The organism is Candidatus Sodalis sp. SoCistrobi (genome assembly GCF_900143145.1).
GTDB lineage: Bacteria > Pseudomonadota > Gammaproteobacteria > Enterobacterales > Enterobacteriaceae > SoCistrobi.
Window position 1 is genome coordinate 1 of record NZ_FRDB01000040.1, and the last position, 16,372, is coordinate 16,372.

Genomic DNA, 16,372 nt, shown 5'->3' on the forward strand with positions numbered 1-16,372 from the left:
TGCTCATGCTGAGTTTCCAGCACTAGATTAACTGCCCGTTCACGGACTTCCGGAGAGTAACGTTTGGTCGTTGTCATAGAGACCTCCACTTTTAAAGTATAGACTCTAATTTATCCGGGGTGATTCAGTACTTTGGCGCAGGATAAGATTTTGCGTGCTGCTGGTGGTGGCATTCAGCGTAAGCGTGACCCCCTGCGGCACATCGGTGATGGTATTGGAACTGCGTTCGACGCTGACACCGTTCACCGTCAGCAGCGCGTTTTGCGCCGCCGTGGTTTGCACCATACCGGAGGAACTCTCGGTGTTGCTGCCGTCATAGCCGATGAGGGCATTTAGGGTGTCATCGCCGCTGACCGCGAGCGTCATGGTTGCGTCGCTGCCGGTGCTATTGGCGCTAATGACCAATTGATAACCGCTGTCTCCCGACTGGATAATACTGGCGGTGACGCCGGCATCGGCCTGATTAATGGCGTCGCGCAGGCCGCTGAGCGTCGTTTGATCATCGGTCAACGGAATAGTGACCGCTTCGCCGCTGCCTACGGTAATGCTCAACTGGCGGTTGCTGCTGCCGCTGGTGCCGATGAGGGAGGTCGTGCTGCTAAAGCTGCTGGTGGAGGCAAGGGATTGTGCCGTCGCCAGCTGCGATACGCTGATGCTGTAGCTGCCGCTGACGGCGTCGTCGCCGACGTCGGTCGTGAAGGCATCATGGGTACTGGCCACTTTTTGCGTATAGGTAGAGCGGGTGGTCAGCGCGGTCGTCGCCTCGTTAAAACTTTCCAAAGCGCTCTTCAACGTGCCGTAAGCCGTCAATTTCGTATTGTAGCTGTCTTGCTTGCCAGTCACCGTGGTGAGACGCGCCTCTTCGGCGGTCTGTAATGAATCCAATAAGCTGCTCAAATCCAGTCCCGAACCGATACCCAATGAACTGATGGTTGACATCGCTTTGCCCTATGGTTGAACGCGGTAGATAAAGTGTTATCGGCACGAACGTCAAAAAGTTTACCTGATTCTTACCTGGGGCAATGGCGGTGAAACGAAGGTGAATAGCGGGTAATTCGGGCAATAGACCCTTAAGCGACGGGGCAGGGTATTCCTATTAAAGACAATAAATTTCCACTTTAGGCTAAAGAATGGGAAAAGAACGCCGATACCATTGAAGACGTTCATTAAAGCCCCTTAGTAAAATGCCCGGGTTCACCTTTTCTGTCCCGAGGGACGATTATTTAGGAATACTGCAATGGCACAAGTCATCAATACCAACAGCATCTCGCTGATGGCCCAGAACAATTTGAACAAATCGCAATCTGCGCTGGGTACCGCTATTGAGCGTCTGTCGTCTGGCCTGCGCATCAACAGCGCCAAGGACGATGCCGCCGGTCAGGCGATCAGCAACCGTTTTACGTCTAACATCAACGGCCTGACTCAGGCATCTCGTAACGCTAACGACGGCATCTCCCTGGCGCAGACCACGGAAGGCGCGCTGGATGAAATCAACGATAACCTGCAGGCGATCCGCACGCTGACCGTGCAGTCACAGACGGGCACCAACTCCACCAGCGACCTGCAGTCCATCCAGGATGAAGTCACGCAGCGTCTGGCCGAAATCGATCGTATTTCCCAGCAGACCGACTTCAACGGCGTCAAGGTATTAAGTTCTGACAAGAGCCTGTCCATTCAGGTCGGCGCCAACGATGGCGAAACCATTTCTATCGATCTGAAAAAGATCGACTCCAATTCCTTAAAATTGGGCACCTTTAACGTCAACGGCCCGACCGGCACTCAGACCGGCGTCACCGTTGCGCCGACCACCGCTGTTGGCGCCACCGGCAACGTTTCGGTCAGCTCCGTCACGCTGTCCGCTGGCACGAATGCCGCCAAGGCCGATATCGAAGCGGGTAGCCTGGTGAAAAATGATGATGGCTACTTTGTGAAAACCAGCGACGGTGATTACTTTGCCGCCACGGTGTCCACCGACGGCGCCGGAAAACTGACCGCCACCGTTGCCGACGCCGCGACGGCAGAAGCGGTTGCGCCGGATGACACCACGGCTATCACCACCGGTAGCGCCATCGCCACCACTTACGATAGCGCCACCGGTATCACCGCCACCGCCGCGATTGCTGCGGGCACGCTGGTGAAAGATGACAACAACAACTACTACGTCAAAACCGATAATGGGTCTTACAGCGCCACCGTATCCGTCGCCGACGACGGTACATTGACCGCCACCGTCGACAGCGCCAAGACCTCGCTGGTGCAAGACAAAAATGGTCACTATTTCATCAAAGATGAAACCGCGGGTTCTACTGATGCGACCGTGAAATACTATGCGGCCAAAGTGACTACCGACGATGACGGCAATGTCACCGCCGCCAGCTACGACTCCAGCAAAGCGCTGACCGCCGCCACCAGCGATCCGCTGGCGACTCTGGACGACGCGCTGTCCACCGTTGACACCATGCGCTCCAATCTGGGTGCGGTGCAAAACCGGTTCGAGTCCACCATTAACAATCTGACTAGCAGCACCAGCAACCTGAGCGAAGCGCAATCGCGGATCCAGGACGCTGACTATGCCACCGAAGTCTCTAATATGAGCAAGGCGCAGATCTTGCAGCAGGCGGGTACGTCGGTACTGGCCCAGGCCAATCAGGTACCGCAGACCGTACTGTCTCTTCTGCAGTAAGCCTGCAAACCGTCCCGGCCGCGCTATCACGACCCGCGTTGCCGGCCGCGTCATCTCGGTCGGCAATGTTCGTCGCACACGACGGCCGGGCGCGCCACACCTGGCTTCGCTGCCGCCATTGGCAGTCCAACCCCGCTTCGGCGGGGTTTTTTTATGGTTTGCAGGCAATGGTAAGCGGTTAGATCACTTTGCCGTTCTGGCGGGCCAACGATAGGGTAGCGCCGTCGCAACAGCGGGTATAAGAGGATAAGAGCGGCTTTTTGCCGACTATTCGGTCGATTGATTGTTGAACGAGTACGGATAATCAGGCGCAGTACCGGGTGAGAAAGGGTTAAAAGATGAGCGATCTGTATACTGCCGCAGGCGTGATGGATAAACAGTCGCTATGGATGCGTTATATTCCGCTGGTGCGTCACGAGGCGCTGCGGCTACAGGTGCGTTTACCCGCAAGCGTAGACCTGGATGATTTATTGCAGGCCGGCAGTATCGGCCTGCTCAGCGCATTGGACCGTTTTGATGCGGTTCAGGGCGCGGCCTTTACCACTTATGCGGTACAGCGGATCCGCGGCGCGATGCTGGATGAATTGCGCGGCCGCGATTGGCTGCCCCGCAGTACGCGGCGTCACGCCCGGGAAGTCGCACAGGCTATTCAGAAAACCGAGCAGACGTTGGGCAGAACCGCCACCGAGCAGGAGGTGGCTAATACCATGAATATCCCGCTGGCCCACTATCATCAGCTGTTGCAGGATACCAATAGCGGCCAGCTGTTTTCCTATGACGAATGGCGCGAAGAATATGGCGACGCCGCGGATAATCTGCTGCCGGAACACGAGCCGGCCAATAATCCCCTACAGCAGTTGCTGGAAAGCGGTCTGCGCGATCGCGTGATTGCGGCCATTGAGGCGTTGCCGGAACGGGAGAAACTGATGCTGACGCTGTATTATCAGGAAGAGCTCAACCTGAAGGAGATCGGTGAGGTGATGGGTATCGGCGAATCGCGGGTCAGCCAGCTGCACAGCCAATCCATCAAACGCCTGCGGGCGAAATTGATGTCCGATTTCTGAACAAGCCTTGCCGCGCCGCCATTAACGCCGGCGCGCCCTCCACCACACCGCCACCCGACGATATCCCCGCGGCCGGACCGCTGTTTTATCGGCACGTCTGCAACAAAAGCAACATCCGATACTGTCCCCGCAGCCGGACCGCGGTTTTGCCGGCACGTCTGCGCTCGAGCTACCCGCGTGGGCTAACCCGCCAGCGGCGGTGAGCCCACCGCTGGACGCTATCGCCCGCGCTGGCCGTCAGCCTTCCCATTCCCGCTCTTGTTGTCGCTGCGGCGCGTAGCCGGCGCCGTTCCTGCTCAGTGAGGCCTCCGGTACGGGAAACCCGGTGCCGGTCCAGCCGAGCGCCGCGTCCGGGCCGGCGATACTGTCGCCGATACTTGGCACGGCCAAATCCAGATTGCGCGCCGGCACCGGCTCGTTCGTGAGCAGGGAAAAAAAGACGCGTACTTTGGGATGCAGCAGCGATGCGCCGCTCGCTTCCGTCACCACCGCCAAATGTTCCGAGGCCAGGCGCACCACGGAACCCACCGGATAAATGCCCACTGCCTTGACGAAGGTAAAAAACACCGACTGATCGAAATGCCCTTTCCAGGTGGCCATATTGCGGATGGCGGCGGCGGGATTCCAGGCGGCTTTGTAGCTGCGGCTGGACGTTAAGGCATCGTAGACATCGCACACGGCGGCCATGCGCGCATAGCGGGAGATAGCCGTATCGCGCAGACCAAAGGGGTAACCGCCGCCGTCGATTTTCTCATGATGATGCAGCAGAATATCCCGTATGGCGGGCGGTGTGGTGTCGGGATCCAGCATGGCGACACCGAGCAGCGGGTGCTGTTTGATTATCGCCGACTCCGCGACGGTGAGCCGGCCGGGCTTATTCAATATCGACGCCGGGATCAGCGCTTTGCCCAAATCGTGTAACAGGCCCCCCATGCCCAGCAATTGCAGCGTGTCCTGCGGCAGACGATATTGCAGGCCGAGCGCAATCATCAGCGCGCATACCGCCACCGAATGCTGGTAGGTATAGTTATCCTGCGTCTTCAGCTGCGCCATACCCAGCAGGGCGGTCGGGTTGTCCTCAATGGAGCGGATCACGCTTTCCACCAGAGGCAGGGTCTCCAGGGGATCAAGGATTTTACCCAGCCGCGCATCGCTGAAAATTTGTTTCATCTGCAGCGTGCCGTCCAGGCAGATTTGACGGGCGTTTTCCAACGCGCTGTCGATGCCATCGCCGGCAGCGCTTGCGGGCGGCGCGGAGAGTCCGGGCACCTGGCTGAACCAGGGCCGGGCGTTAACGGCGCGCATGCCTTTCAACTCGTCAATCCAGACGTGTTTGATACCGACGCGATGAATGGCGGTAATCTGTGCTGAAGTAGTCAGCAGAAAACCGTCGCGCAATGTGGTGGAACTGTGGCGCGAAAGCTCCAGCCGCTGGACATACATGCCCAGCCGCAGCGCGTTGACGCCTAAACGCTTGATCACTGTCTCTCTCCCGAAAAGAGGGCTTCAGTCATTATCGGCACGGCGCGGCGAAACTTTAGCCCTTGGGCGCAAAATCGCCTCTTTTTTTTCGCCTCGGCGGTGCAATTGACCAGGCGACGACGCCGCCAATACTGCCACTGTCGTCTCTATCGCCAACGTCGTTGTGCGCCGCCAGGAAAAGGGCGTCTTGCCCGGCGGAGACAGATTTTTGACCGCGGATAACAGTTAGTGCTCGGCATCCACTGTTCCCATCTTCACCTCGCGCCGCCCCGGCGAGCCTTTAGCGGCTTTGCTTCACTATGTGAAGCATTTTTCCGGCCTATTTTATGATTACTCTCACGTAATACCATGCCGCTATGGCAAATCGGCCGGCCTTCGTCAACACTGACGTCATCCTACAGCGCAGTGGCTTGTACCTCTGAAGCGAAACCTATCCGATAACGAAAACAGGGCAAAGCCTGATTTGCTCAGGAGATGGCATGAACAATTCCAGTCCTCACTACGCCGCGACCTATTCTGGCGCCAACCCGGCCCTGTCGTCCCGGCGCACTTTCAAAATCATGATGTCCGCGGGTATCGGTCATTTCATTGAGTGGTTCGATTTCGGCTTATACGGCACGCTTGCCGTGATTATCGGCGCAAATTTTTTCGCCAGCGGCGATCCGGCCGTAGCGCTGCTCAAGTCGTTTGCGGTCTTTGGCTCCGGCTTTCTGATGCGCCCCCTGGGCGGCCTGTATTTTGGTTCGATGGGCGACAGGCTCGGGCGGCGTAAGGTGCTGGTGACGGTGATAATGATTACCTCCGTCGCCACCTTTATTATGGGCATATTGCCAACCTATCATCAGGTGGGCATCCTCGCGCCGGTGCTGCTGGTACTCACCCGCTTATTACAGGGGTTCGCCGCCGGCGGCGAAAGCTCCGGCGTCATCACCTATCTGGCGGAAAGCGCCGCACCGCACCGGCGGGCCACGTTGACCTGCTGGAGTGAAAATTTCAGCTTTATGGCGTTCGTTTTCGGCACCGGACTGGTGTTGCTGCTCACGCACTTGCTGGGCGAGTCGGCGATGAATGACTGGGGCTGGCGGCTGCCTTTCCTTCTGGCGGCGCCGCTGGGACTGGGCGGATTGTATATGCGCCGCAATATGGAAGATTCCGCCGCCTTTCATGCCCTAAAGCAAACCGGCCACATTGAAACCGCGCCGCTGCGCAAAACCTTGACCTCTTCAACGAAAGCGCTGCTGTTCTGCGTCGGTTTTGTGGTGGTCAAGGCGGTAAGCAGCTGGGTGCTGCAATCCTTTATGCCCGGTTACTTATCGACCCATCTGCACTATAGCCGCACGGATGCCTATTTGATTACTACGCTTGGGTTATTAAGCGTGGCGGTGTGCATGCCGTTAACCGGCTATTTATCCGACAGGATCGGCCGCCGGCCGGTGATGCTGATGGGCTGCGGCGGATTCATTTTATTTACCTATCCCGCGATGCTGCTGATGACCAAAGATTCGGTGGGCGCCGCGATTGCCGCTATGAGCCTGCTCGGCGTGTTCGTTGCCTTGTTTAACGGCGGCTGCGGCGCGGCGATGGTCGAGCTGTTTCCGACCGCTATCCGCTACGGCGGGATAGCGATTGCCTACAACATGACGGTTGCGGTCTTCGGCGGCGTCACGCCCTTGGCGTCCGCCGGTTTGATTGCCTTTACCGGCGATCCCTTATCCCCGGCCTATTATGTTATGGGCACCGCGCTAATTTCGTTTATTGCCGTATTACTGGCGAAGGAAACCGCCGGTAAAACCCTGGATTAACCGACCCGGAGAGGATGGAGAGGATAATGAAAATTATCGCAGTTGAGTGTTTTGCGTTGAAAATCAAGCCTGAGGACGTGTATTTGGGCGGTCCTGTGGATGATACGCAGGACGACTATTATTACCGCCCGGAATATCGCTGTGTTTACTCGCGCAAAATGGAAACCTGCCTGGTGAAAATCACCGCCGACGATGGTCATGTCGGATGGGGGGAGGCATTGGCGCCGGTGATCCCACAGGTTATCGCCGAAATTATCACGGCATTGTTCACGCCGTTGCTGGTGGGGAAGATCCGTTCCGAAGCCAAGTATTGAACGCCAAAATGTATAATTCGATGCGGGATCGCGGCCACATCACGGGTCTGCCGATATACCAACTGTTGGGGGGCAATTTCCGCGATGCGATCCCCTGTTATGTCTCCGGTTTGCCGAAACCCACGCTGGAGGCGCGCTGCGCCTTGGCGCAGGAATGGCAGAGCAAAGGCTTTCATACCGTGAAACTGGCGCTCGGCTATGGCGTCGCGGAGGATGTGGCCAACGTACGGGCCATCCGCCAGGCGATCGGTCCCGAGGGGGATATTTTGCTGGACGCGCATTGGAATTACAGCCTAAGCGAGGCGGCCGAGCTGGCTGCCGGGTTGCATGACTATCGCGTCCGCTTTTTGGAAGCGCCGCTGCTGCCGGAAGATGTGGCCGGTCACGCGGCGCTGCGGCAAAAAAGCGCTATCCCCATCGCTCTCGGGGAAACGGAGCGCACCCGCTACCAATTCCGGCCGTTTATCGAACGCCAGGCCGTCGATATTCTGCAACCCGATGTCGGGCGTACCGGCATTACGGAGTTAATGCATATCGCTTCCCTTGCCGAAACCTGGAACCTGAAAGTCGCCCCGCATCTCAGCGTCGGTCTGGCGCCCTGCATCGCGGCGTCGCTGCAGGTGGCCGCGGCGTTACCGAATTTTCATTTGCTGGAATTCCAGCCGCCGGTGTTTGCGCTGGCGAATAACCTGCTCAAGACGCCTTTGGTGTGCCGGGCGGGAGAATATCAACTTCCCTCCGGCCCCGGTCTGGGCATTGAGGTAGATGAACAATGCGTGCGTGATTATAGTGGGAGAAAAGTATGTTAACGGGAAATGTGCCAATTCTGGCGACGGCATTTGATGCCGGAGGCGGAAAAAAAGGCCATCTTTGACCGGGTCAAGGCGCTCACCGGCGATTTACACCTGGTCGCCGCGGCGGGTGGCGCTTCCAGCCAGGTGGCGATAGAGTCGATTAATCGGGTCGCCGCCTGGGGCGCCCAGGTCGCCATGGTGAATCCCCCCGCCGTCGTCAAACCCGGTCCTGAGGAGGTGTATCGCTTTTTCGGCGATCTGAATGCCGCATGCGATATCGACATTATGGTGCAGGACGCGCCGCTGATGACCGGCGTGCCGTTGTCGGTCGCCACCCTGGTGCGGCTGTGTCGCGACTATGATGCCATTCGTTATATCAAAGTCGAGCAACCGCCGACCACGTTGAAGATTACCGAGCTGAAAGACCAGCTACCGCCACGTATCGGCCTGTTCGGCGGTTTGAATGCGGGTTTTTTGTATGAAGAATTGGCGCGCGGGATTGTCGGCACCATGCCCGCCTGCGAATTCCCGGAAGTGATTAACGCCATCTTGCAGGCCTGGCGTCACGACAGGCAACGGGCGCAAACGCTGTTTTATCGTTATCTGCCCTTTTTGCGTTATGGCGTACAGCCCGGCATTGGCGTGGCGGTGCATAAGGAAATTCTGTTCCGCGCCGGCCTGTTTGCCACCAATGTGGTGCGCGATCCCGCGAAAACCCTCGATGATGTTACCCGCCAGGAGCTGCGCGATTTGACGGATGCGCTGCCGCTGGCGGTGTTGCAGGAGGCGCAGGGCGCGGCATAGTCGTAACGGCCGCGCGCGGCCTGACGCGGTGGTGTTTAGCCGCCGCCGAGTTTTTTCGCCGCCGCGACCAGGAACTTTTGCAACGTTTCCAGCGCCAGCGCATCGCCGCTTAAATTCGACAGCGCGATCGCCGCCTGCATGCCCGGCAGGCTGCAGGCCATGCGCGACTCGCCGTCGGGATAGGTTTTTACCAGCACCTGATGCCGGCGCGCCGCGTCGATATCCGCTTTCAACAGCTGAAAATCATGGACGCCAATCAGGCCGACAATTTCCTCATCGCTTTTCGCCGCCAGCAGTTTGATGCCGATAATGGAATCACCTATCGGTACCGAGTCGTAATTGCCGATCGCCCGGGCGGCGCTTTTGCCTTTGCGGGTTTAACATAGGGCCTCTTTATCCTGACCGGCTGCACCGGTGTTGGCCGGTTGCCGGCAGCGGCCGCCAGCGCCACGGTTAGCCCTCGCCGCCGGGCGGGCAGCCATGTTAGCGCCGGAACGGGGCGGTAGCCGGCAGACCGACGCCAATGTCAGCCCGGACCTTGCGTCGCCAATGCCCGGTCGCTGCGGCGCCCAGGCCCGGGCGAGGTGAATATAAGCCTTTGTCGCAGCAGCGCCGACGCGATACAGCGATCCTATACTATCGGGCCGCGCCGCGCATCGCCGTAGTGCGGCATAATGCCTTCACCCGCCCAAAAACAAAAGCCGCACCGTTGACAGACTACCGGTGCGGCCCTTGAGCGCATAAGTGCAGGTTTACAGAGGTAAGCGCTTATCTTTCCAACTTGTTTGGCGCCCTGCGCCTCACGGTAACCACTGCGCGTGGTGGAGCGAGTCATCACTCTCTTTGCTTATCACCGCTTATATTGCGGCGTGACGCCTGTCAGACACGCAGGCGCCCGCTTATCTGCGGTTCATTTGCAGCTCGATTTCTTCCAGGGTTTTGCCTTTGGTTTCCGGCACCATTGTTAAAACAAACAGTAGCGCCAAAACCGCGATGCCGGCAAAGATAAAGAAAGTATTGGCCGCGCTGATATTCTCCACCAGTACCGGGAAAAAGCGGGAAACGAAAAAGTTTCCGCCCCACAGGGCAAACGTTGCGATAGACACCGCAATGCCGCGGACCTGGATAGGAAAGATCTCCGAAATAATCACATAAGCCACCGTGCCAAATGACACCGCAAAGATGGCGACATAGGCCAGAATCAGGACTAACAACAGCGTGGTGTGCGCCTCGCTCAGGCGGAATAGGCCGCCGATGCCTGCAAGCGTTATCGCCATGCCTGCGGCGCCGACAATAAGCAGCGAACGGCGGCCCACTTTATCGATAATCCACATGGACACCAGCGTGGCGGCCACCAGCATCACCCCTATCAGCACGGTAAAAGACATCGCGCCGCTGACGTCCACGCCGGCGGTTTTGAAGATTTCAGGCGCATAATAGAAAATGGCATTGATACCGGTTATCTGCTGGAACAGCGCGACGCCGAAACCCACGATGAGCGCCTTGCGCAGCCGCGGGCTGAACAGATCGCCGAGACGCGATTGATGTTCTTCCCGCAGGGCAAGTTTAACGGCATCGAGCTGTTGCCAGGCAGTGTGTTCGTCGGGATTGATTTTGCGTAATACCGCCAGCCCTTGTTCATCGCGGCGTTTACGTATTAGCCAGCGCGGACTTTCGGGGATCGAGAACAATAACAGCAAAAACACGATAGCCGGAATAATACCCGTGGCGAAAATCAGCCGCCAGCCGTGTTCGATATTCCACGCTTCGCTGGCGCGGTTGGCAATGACCGCCGCGACGCTGAACACCGCCAGATTACCAATACAATTGAACAGCTGATTAAAACTAACCAGCCTGCCGCGAATATGCGCCGGCGAGACTTCGGCAATATATAGCGGGGCGATGGTGGTTTCGACGCCGATGCCGATACCGACCGCTATACGGAACCAGACCAGCATATCGGCCGAGGTGGCCAGCGCTTCGCCCAAAACGCCAAAGATAAAAATCAGGGCGGTCAGCAGCAGGACTTTCTTGCGGCCAATGGCATCGGAAAGCGGGCCGGCTACCGCCACGCCAATAATACAGCCGATAATGATGGAGGAGGTGACCCAGCCAATACCGTCGGCGTCGAGGGTAAATTTACTTTGTAGAAAACCGACCGAGCCGGAAATACTGCCGTTATCGAAGCCAAATAAAAAACCGCCCACGGCCGTAACGAAGGTTATCAATAAAACGTTGCGCATATAAGCGCTATTGGTTGCGATGTGTGTGTGCGTGACCATATTCCTCTCCGTTATTCAGTGGGGGAGTGAGGATCGTTGAGATAAGCGGTCGAAACGGCATGTACCGCGCATTGTTGTAGTAAAGCGTCGATAGCGATATCCGGCGCCAGGCTGGCGGCATTGGCCGCGCCGCACGCCGCCGCCAGCCGGAGATGGTCCGTCCAGGGGGCGGCGGGACGGGCGGTCAGACTGGCGATTAACCCCGCGCAGTGCGCATCGCCCGATCCCACGGCGCTGCGCGTGGCGACCTTAGGCGGCGTAATGGCGAACAGACCATCGGGGGTAAACGCCACGGTCGGATGGCGGCCGTTAGTGATGATGACGCAGCGCACGCCCTGTGCCAGCCACTGCTGCGGCAGGGCGGCGAGCGACGCGCCGCTGACCTGTTGTAGTTCGTCCCGGTTGATCTTGATGATATCCGGGCGGTGCTGCGCGGCCTGTAACAGCGCTTCACCGTGGGTGTCCACCAGCGACAGCACGCCATACTCACGGGCCAGGGCTAACCAATCGCCGTACTCCCCGGCCGCCATCCCCGCCGGGAGCGAACCGGTGCACACCAACGCGGCGGCGGTGGGCAGTATGTGGCGTAGCGCCTGGTGCAGCCGTGTTCGCTCCCTTGGCGCAATCGCCGGGCCGCGGGCGTTATACACCGTGGCGTTATCCGCATTCTGCCGCTCGATAATGACTTCGCAAATGCGGGTGGCGCCGGCTATGTCGACCCACTGCCCCGGGAGATTTTCCTCTGCCAGCAGCGCGCGACAAAGCGCCCCCGTCGCCCCGCCCAGAAAACCCACCAGCTGCGGCGGCGGGCAGCTGGCGAGTCCGCCGGCGCGCAATTGGCGCAGCACCCGCGCTACGTTAACGCCTTTTCCTCCCGCCAGCGTTTTGTCGTCCTGCAGGCGATGAACCTCGCCAGGGCGATGTTTATCGACCACCAGCAGCCGTTCGATGGCGGTATTAAGGGACGCTATCACAATCGTCATACCGCGGCCTCCCCGTGCGCCAGCCAGGCTTCGCGCGCGATCATGGCGGCGCCGGTGGCGACCGGTTCCGCCAATTCGCTGACATAAAGCGGCATGTGCCAGCGCGCCTGCCGGTGGGCAACCATCTCCGGGCGCTGGAATAACGAGCCCATCAATACCGCGTCCTGCAGGCGAATCGCCCCCAGCTCGCACATATGTCCCAATAGATGGCGCGTCCGGTCGGCGATAGCGTCGAGAACGCCATATAACACCTGCTGTGGCGTCACGCCGGCGTGCACATGCTGTAGCGAGAATAATCCCTGATGTTCCTCCTCGCCGAGCGTGACCTGGAGCGCGCCGGGTGGACAGGGCCGCGCCAGATCCTGGAACAGGGGGGCGAAATCGCCGCCGTAAAACAGCTCGGCCAGCGTTTGCACCATTTTGCCGGAAGGGGTGGCGCAGCCCATGACATATTCGCCGTTGCGCCAGGTGCGCTCGATGTCGATGCCCAACTGCCAGGCCGTCGGGGTGGGTTGATAGCGGTCGGTCAATACCATCAAGTATTCCGAGGTGCCGATGGAATCAAATACATCGGTCGGCTGGGTGCTCTGTACCGCATAGGCGGCCATGATCTGGTCGTGGCCGCCAACGAACACCCCGGCGCCGGGATGCAGCTCGACCCCGGGCAGACTGGCGGGACGTATCGCGCCGCAAGGGTCGCCGGTGCCGGCGATAGGGGCGAACCATTCCGGACGCAGCGCCAGTCGTTCCAGCGTCGGCAGATGGGGACGCAGCGTGTGCAGGTCGAAACATTGGGAATGGGTAATTTGCGACGCGCTGACCCGCCATTCTCCGGTAAGCCGCCACGCGACATAACTGCCAAAGTCCGCCCATTGGTCAATGCGGGCAAACAGCGCGGGTTCATGTTGGCGTAACCAGGCCAGGCGTTCGGGACTTTGATTGGGACATTCGTATGGGGCGCCTGCTACGCCCGGAGACGGGTCACGCCGTGGTGGTGGCGGCGTCGCATGGCGTCATGTCGGGTCCACCTTCAGGCCTGCGCACCCGCCAAGAGATTGAAAAGGTGTTCGCCCAGCTACGCCAGGCCGACGGGGTGATGGTGTCGCCGGGGATGATCCCGCTGGTGGAAAACACCTTTATTGGCCGTGACCGGCCGGCGTTCGTGTTGCATCTTGATTGGAAAAACCATGCCCGCAGTATTTATACCCCGTGGAAAGACGGGCGCGGCGAGGGGGTGCTGGCGCAGCTGGCGGAAATAGACGACGTGGCAGCCTGCGGTATCGATGCCGTTATGACCTACTTGTATCTCGGTCAAAAGGATACCGCCCTTGAACAGGCGGAGATCGTGCGTAATACCCGGATTGCCCGGGAATGCGAACGTCACGGTATCGCTCTCATCATTGAGCCGCGCTCCGCGCTGGAAGGTATTGATCCCGACGCGCTGAGCGCCAAGGTCATGAGCCTTTATTGTCGCATCGCGGCGGATTTGGGCGCCGATCTGGTGAAAGCGCTTTGGCCGGGGTCAGTCGAGGCTTTTGGTCAGATAACCGACACATGTTATACTCCGATTTTGCTGGCCGGGGGCGCCGGGGGCGAAGATCCTCTGTCAACGTTGCAGCTGGCTTCGGACGCCATGCAGGCGGGCGCCAAAGGGGTGATGTTCGGCCGCCGGGTGTTCCGCGCCGAGCAGCCGGCACAAGTCCTGTCTGCGTTAGCCGCCGTGGTGCATGATAATCAGAGCGTGGAGCAGGCATCGCGGCTTCTGGAACGCTAAGGACGGATGAAACGATGACGGTTAAGGCGCAGGGGCTGGAGCATCTTTCTCCGGTCGCTTTTATCGCCCGCAGCATTCTTCAACTGGGTTTGGGTGGGCGACTGCTCACCACCTCGCAATATCAGGATCGCCTCGGCATTGGGTCGGGCACGGTGCAAAAGGCGCTGTTGGAGTTGAAAAAAGCGGGGGCCGTCACGCTGGTTTCACGCGGCCATCAGGGGACTTTCGTCGTCGCCTGGGACTTCCCCCGCCTGTGGGATGCCGCGCGTCTGCCGCCGGTGCATATTCTGCTGCCGCCGCGGGGGTCGCTGGAGGCGACGCTGGTCGCCTCGGCGATGGCGCGGCAATGCGACGAATGGGGCGTGGTCATCACCATCGGCTATCTGCGCGGCGCCCGCTCCCGCCTCGCGGCCTTTGCCGCCAGCGAAGCGGACATCGTGTTACTCTCCGCCGGCTCCGCCCAGGTGCTGCTGCCGGAAGAAGACGCAGCGGCGGGCTATACCCTGCTTAACGTGGGCGAAGGGACCTATTACCGGCCCGGTAGTTTAGTTATCGTTGAGAAAGCGGGCAATCCCCCGGCGGGCAGGCCGCGGGTGGGGATCGATTTTCATTCCAGCGACCATCAGCGCCTGACGCGTGCGCAATTTCCCGCCGCCGATTATGATTATGTGGAAACCGATTTTACCCTGCTGCCGCGGGCGGTATTTCTGGGGGAAATTGATACCGGCGTCTGGCATCAGGAAGCGTCGCTTATTCCGCTTGACGGCGTCGGGCTTGCGGTGCGATCTCGGCTGCGGTCGCAGGCGCAGCGGCTGGCGAACGCTATCTCCTCGGCGGTGCTGGTGGCGCAGGCCGACACCCCCGTGGCCCGCTTGATGTCCCTGCTGGATACCTGCCGTATCGCGCAGGATATTCATTTGCAGGATGAGAGCGCCGCGCACGCGCTGTCCTCCCGTTTGCCGATTCGGTTTCCGTGAGTCAAGGGGCGGCGTGCGCAGGGCTGAACCCTGAACGCATAGGTATCTACACATCAGGGAGGAGGCTTAAGAGCAACTCTCGCTAAATGAGTAAGTTCTTCCAGACTATATTCCGATAATAATTTTAGTGTATTCAACAAGATGGATAGGCCAGCGAGCAGAGCAGGAGCGCTCTCTCTGCGGCCTCGCTTTTGCTGTCGTCCTGACAAGCGACATATCAGCTGGCGGGCTGCCGCATTTTCTTCTCCTTCAGCGCGTTGCAGCCGCCATACCAGAACAGCAGCCATACTGGCTATTAACAACCTGCGTAGTACGGCTGGCGCGCTGCGCTGAAGCCATGTTTCTACGTCATGTCCGGCACCTTTCAGCAACTTAAAAAATGATTCAATATTCCAGCGCCAGTAATACCAACGAGCTACTTCCTCGCAGGTGATCTCGCTGCAAACGTTTGTAAGCAGCGTCCAGCGTCCCACCACATTACCGAGATCATCCGTAAGCCGAACAACAACCAATCTGACCGTCAGAGGCTCTCCAGGTTGGATTTTTATGCGGCGGCCGGTTTCTTTATCTTTACGCTTCTGCTGCGCAGCTCGGGTTATGACTATCGAGGTTTCACTGATTTCCATATCAGCTTTTTTCCCTTTCCAGTCTACCTGTCCGCATCCGTTGTATGGCAGAAGAGCAGCAATCTCACCAATTTTCAATGAATTACCTTGCCACTCTGCACCATGTCCTTCTTTTCCTCGGATAAGCCAGCATATTCCTTGAGTACTCAACGTCCGCATATGTCCAATAGAGTCACCCTCTCTATCAATTATATGAATCAGCTTTTTACCTATATTAAGCGATTCCACACGGGCAATATCGGTCGTCAAGGCGTCCATATGTGTCTGCCGTTCGGACAGTCCTTCCGCCAACGTTGAATGACAACCGGTTGCATCGGTAAGTGTCTGAGATAGAGGCGCTATTGGCAAACCCGTGCCAGCATCAACCAGCAAGCTGCTTTGAAGTTCATATCCAACATCGCCACCGTGCGTCATTTTTAAGCGTCCGTATTTGGCATGATGGTAAAGAAATTGTAAACGTGACCAATCATGAACAACGAGAGCGTATGGATGCGGGCTAAGCGAAATTTGCTCAAGTGCTAGCGAAATAATTGGCTCATTGAGTTGACTGAAGCTAATTCGCTTATTATTCAGAAAACGCCAGACAGCTTGGGTAGTTGCGAAAGTTGATTTTTGAGCACTTGCGAGGTCTTTAACCGCAGAAGCAAGAAGAGCCGCGGGCGTCATATGCTGTTTAACCAGCGTCTGATATCGGCGGGTAAGGCGAGAGTCAATCCCGCCAACAGATAGGTTGAAATCATTCTGCAAAGTAATAACAGGTATCACGATAAATGTGTAGATACCTATG

General features: G+C 58.4%; 16 protein-coding genes. 9 read left to right on the forward strand and 7 right to left on the reverse strand.

Features of this window, described 5'->3' with window-relative positions:
• Window positions 1-105: 105 nt before the first annotated feature.
• Entirely contained in the window at window positions 106-939 is an 834-nt protein-coding gene (gene fliD / locus CINSTRO3249_RS04575; protein ID WP_074012376.1) for a flagellar filament capping protein FliD, read from the reverse strand.
• Between the two features lie 298 nt (window positions 940-1,237).
• Here fliD and CINSTRO3249_RS04580 point away from each other — a divergent pair, with 298 nt between their 5' ends.
• Both CINSTRO3249_RS04580 and CINSTRO3249_RS04585 read left to right on the forward strand, forming a co-directional pair.
• Window positions 1,238-2,683: a flagellin N-terminal helical domain-containing protein gene (locus CINSTRO3249_RS04580; protein WP_074012377.1), complete on the forward strand. Its 1,446-nt coding sequence runs from the start codon at window positions 1,238-1,240 to the stop codon at window positions 2,681-2,683.
• Window positions 2,684-3,021: 338 nt separating this feature from the next.
• Window positions 3,022-3,747, forward strand: coding sequence for an RNA polymerase sigma factor FliA (locus CINSTRO3249_RS04585; protein WP_074012378.1), 726 nt, complete (start codon window positions 3,022-3,024; stop codon window positions 3,745-3,747).
• A 237-nt stretch (window positions 3,748-3,984) separates the two neighbouring features.
• On the opposite strand, the gene CINSTRO3249_RS04590 is transcribed toward CINSTRO3249_RS04585, so the two are convergent.
• On the reverse strand, window positions 3,985-5,229 hold the full coding sequence (locus CINSTRO3249_RS04590; protein ID WP_074012379.1) for an HD-GYP domain-containing protein: 1,245 nt from the start codon (window positions 5,227-5,229) through the stop codon (window positions 3,985-3,987).
• A gap of 479 nt (window positions 5,230-5,708) precedes the next feature.
• On the opposite strand from CINSTRO3249_RS04590, the gene CINSTRO3249_RS04595 reads away from it, so the two are divergent.
• The 4 genes from CINSTRO3249_RS04595 to CINSTRO3249_RS04605 are packed head-to-tail and all read left to right on the forward strand — an operon-like array spanning window position 5,709 to window position 8,943.
• A complete protein-coding gene (locus tag CINSTRO3249_RS04595; RefSeq protein WP_074012380.1) occupies window positions 5,709-7,031 on the forward strand; it encodes an MFS transporter in 1,323 nt (440 codons plus the stop codon).
• A 26-nt stretch (window positions 7,032-7,057) separates the two neighbouring features.
• Window positions 7,058-7,345 carry a hypothetical protein gene (locus tag CINSTRO3249_RS17545; RefSeq protein ID WP_254304289.1) on the forward strand — a complete coding sequence of 96 codons (288 nt, stop codon included), beginning with the start codon at window positions 7,058-7,060 and terminating at the stop codon, window positions 7,343-7,345.
• 20 nt (window positions 7,346-7,365) lie between these two features.
• On the forward strand, window positions 7,366-8,154 hold the full coding sequence (locus CINSTRO3249_RS04600) for a mandelate racemase/muconate lactonizing enzyme family protein (RefSeq protein ID WP_254304290.1): 789 nt from the start codon (window positions 7,366-7,368) through the stop codon (window positions 8,152-8,154).
• A gap of 6 nt (window positions 8,155-8,160) precedes the next feature.
• Complete coding sequence (locus tag CINSTRO3249_RS04605; protein ID WP_254304291.1) at window positions 8,161-8,943, forward strand: dihydrodipicolinate synthase family protein; 783 nt, start codon at window positions 8,161-8,163, stop codon at window positions 8,941-8,943.
• Window positions 8,944-8,978: 35 nt separating this feature from the next.
• Here the strand turns inward: CINSTRO3249_RS04605 and CINSTRO3249_RS16420 are convergent, their stop codons facing one another.
• Complete coding sequence (locus tag CINSTRO3249_RS16420) at window positions 8,979-9,176, reverse strand: hypothetical protein (protein WP_125933115.1); 198 nt, start codon at window positions 9,174-9,176, stop codon at window positions 8,979-8,981.
• 12 nt (window positions 9,177-9,188) lie between these two features.
• Between CINSTRO3249_RS16420 and CINSTRO3249_RS17120 the strand changes: the two genes are divergently transcribed.
• Complete coding sequence (locus CINSTRO3249_RS17120; RefSeq protein ID WP_174249728.1) at window positions 9,189-9,329, forward strand: hypothetical protein; 141 nt, start codon at window positions 9,189-9,191, stop codon at window positions 9,327-9,329.
• 513 nt (window positions 9,330-9,842) lie between these two features.
• Here the strand turns inward: CINSTRO3249_RS17120 and CINSTRO3249_RS04615 are convergent.
• From CINSTRO3249_RS04615 to CINSTRO3249_RS04625, 3 genes are read right to left on the reverse strand one after another with little or no spacing between them, the layout of a single operon-like run.
• Window positions 9,843-11,225, reverse strand: a complete 1,383-nt coding sequence (locus CINSTRO3249_RS04615) for a sugar porter family MFS transporter (RefSeq protein ID WP_074012382.1) — start codon at window positions 11,223-11,225, stop codon at window positions 9,843-9,845.
• A gap of 11 nt (window positions 11,226-11,236) precedes the next feature.
• Entirely contained in the window at window positions 11,237-12,208 is a 972-nt protein-coding gene (locus tag CINSTRO3249_RS04620; RefSeq protein ID WP_074012383.1) for a 1-phosphofructokinase family hexose kinase, read from the reverse strand.
• Window positions 12,205-13,131 carry an FGGY family carbohydrate kinase gene (locus CINSTRO3249_RS04625; protein WP_084790112.1) on the reverse strand — a complete coding sequence of 309 codons (927 nt, stop codon included), beginning with the start codon at window positions 13,129-13,131 and terminating at the stop codon, window positions 12,205-12,207. The genes CINSTRO3249_RS04620 and CINSTRO3249_RS04625 overlap by 4 nt, the downstream gene beginning before the upstream one ends.
• A gap of 29 nt (window positions 13,132-13,160) precedes the next feature.
• Between CINSTRO3249_RS04625 and CINSTRO3249_RS04635 the strand changes: the two genes are divergently transcribed.
• Both CINSTRO3249_RS04635 and CINSTRO3249_RS04640 read left to right on the forward strand, forming a co-directional pair.
• Window positions 13,161-13,982, forward strand: coding sequence for a class I fructose-bisphosphate aldolase (locus CINSTRO3249_RS04635; RefSeq protein WP_074012386.1), 822 nt, complete (start codon window positions 13,161-13,163; stop codon window positions 13,980-13,982).
• 14 nt (window positions 13,983-13,996) lie between these two features.
• Window positions 13,997-14,959, forward strand: coding sequence for a YhfZ family protein (locus tag CINSTRO3249_RS04640; protein ID WP_074012387.1), 963 nt, complete (start codon window positions 13,997-13,999; stop codon window positions 14,957-14,959).
• Window positions 14,960-15,012: 53 nt separating this feature from the next.
• Here the strand turns inward: CINSTRO3249_RS04640 and CINSTRO3249_RS04645 are convergent.
• On the reverse strand, window positions 15,013-16,372 hold a 1,360-nt coding region (locus CINSTRO3249_RS04645; protein WP_254304262.1), incomplete at its 5' end, for a flagellar biosynthesis protein FlhF.

What these genes read in the sequence shown, in the direction of transcription:
- fliD (WP_074012376.1), bottom strand. Translation starts at nt 939, where the DNA reads ATGTCAACCATCAGTTCATTGGGTATCGGTTCGGGACTGGATTTGAGC.
- CINSTRO3249_RS04580 (WP_074012377.1), top strand. Translation starts at nt 1,238, where the DNA reads ATGGCACAAGTCATCAATACCAACAGCATCTCGCTGATGGCCCAGAAC.
- CINSTRO3249_RS04585 (WP_074012378.1), top strand. Translation starts at nt 3,022, where the DNA reads ATGAGCGATCTGTATACTGCCGCAGGCGTGATGGATAAACAGTCGCTA.
- CINSTRO3249_RS04595 (WP_074012380.1), top strand. Translation starts at nt 5,709, where the DNA reads ATGAACAATTCCAGTCCTCACTACGCCGCGACCTATTCTGGCGCCAAC.
- CINSTRO3249_RS17545 (WP_254304289.1), top strand. Translation starts at nt 7,058, where the DNA reads ATGAAAATTATCGCAGTTGAGTGTTTTGCGTTGAAAATCAAGCCTGAG.
- CINSTRO3249_RS04600 (WP_254304290.1), top strand. Translation starts at nt 7,366, where the DNA reads ATGCGGGATCGCGGCCACATCACGGGTCTGCCGATATACCAACTGTTG.
- CINSTRO3249_RS04605 (WP_254304291.1), top strand. Translation starts at nt 8,161, where the DNA reads ATGTGCCAATTCTGGCGACGGCATTTGATGCCGGAGGCGGAAAAAAAG.
- CINSTRO3249_RS17120 (WP_174249728.1), top strand. Translation starts at nt 9,189, where the DNA reads ATGGACGCCAATCAGGCCGACAATTTCCTCATCGCTTTTCGCCGCCAG.
- CINSTRO3249_RS04615 (WP_074012382.1), bottom strand. Translation starts at nt 11,225, where the DNA reads ATGGTCACGCACACACACATCGCAACCAATAGCGCTTATATGCGCAAC.
- CINSTRO3249_RS04620 (WP_074012383.1), bottom strand. Translation starts at nt 12,208, where the DNA reads ATGACGATTGTGATAGCGTCCCTTAATACCGCCATCGAACGGCTGCTG.
- CINSTRO3249_RS04635 (WP_074012386.1), top strand. Translation starts at nt 13,161, where the DNA reads ATGGGGCGCCTGCTACGCCCGGAGACGGGTCACGCCGTGGTGGTGGCG.
- CINSTRO3249_RS04640 (WP_074012387.1), top strand. Translation starts at nt 13,997, where the DNA reads ATGACGGTTAAGGCGCAGGGGCTGGAGCATCTTTCTCCGGTCGCTTTT.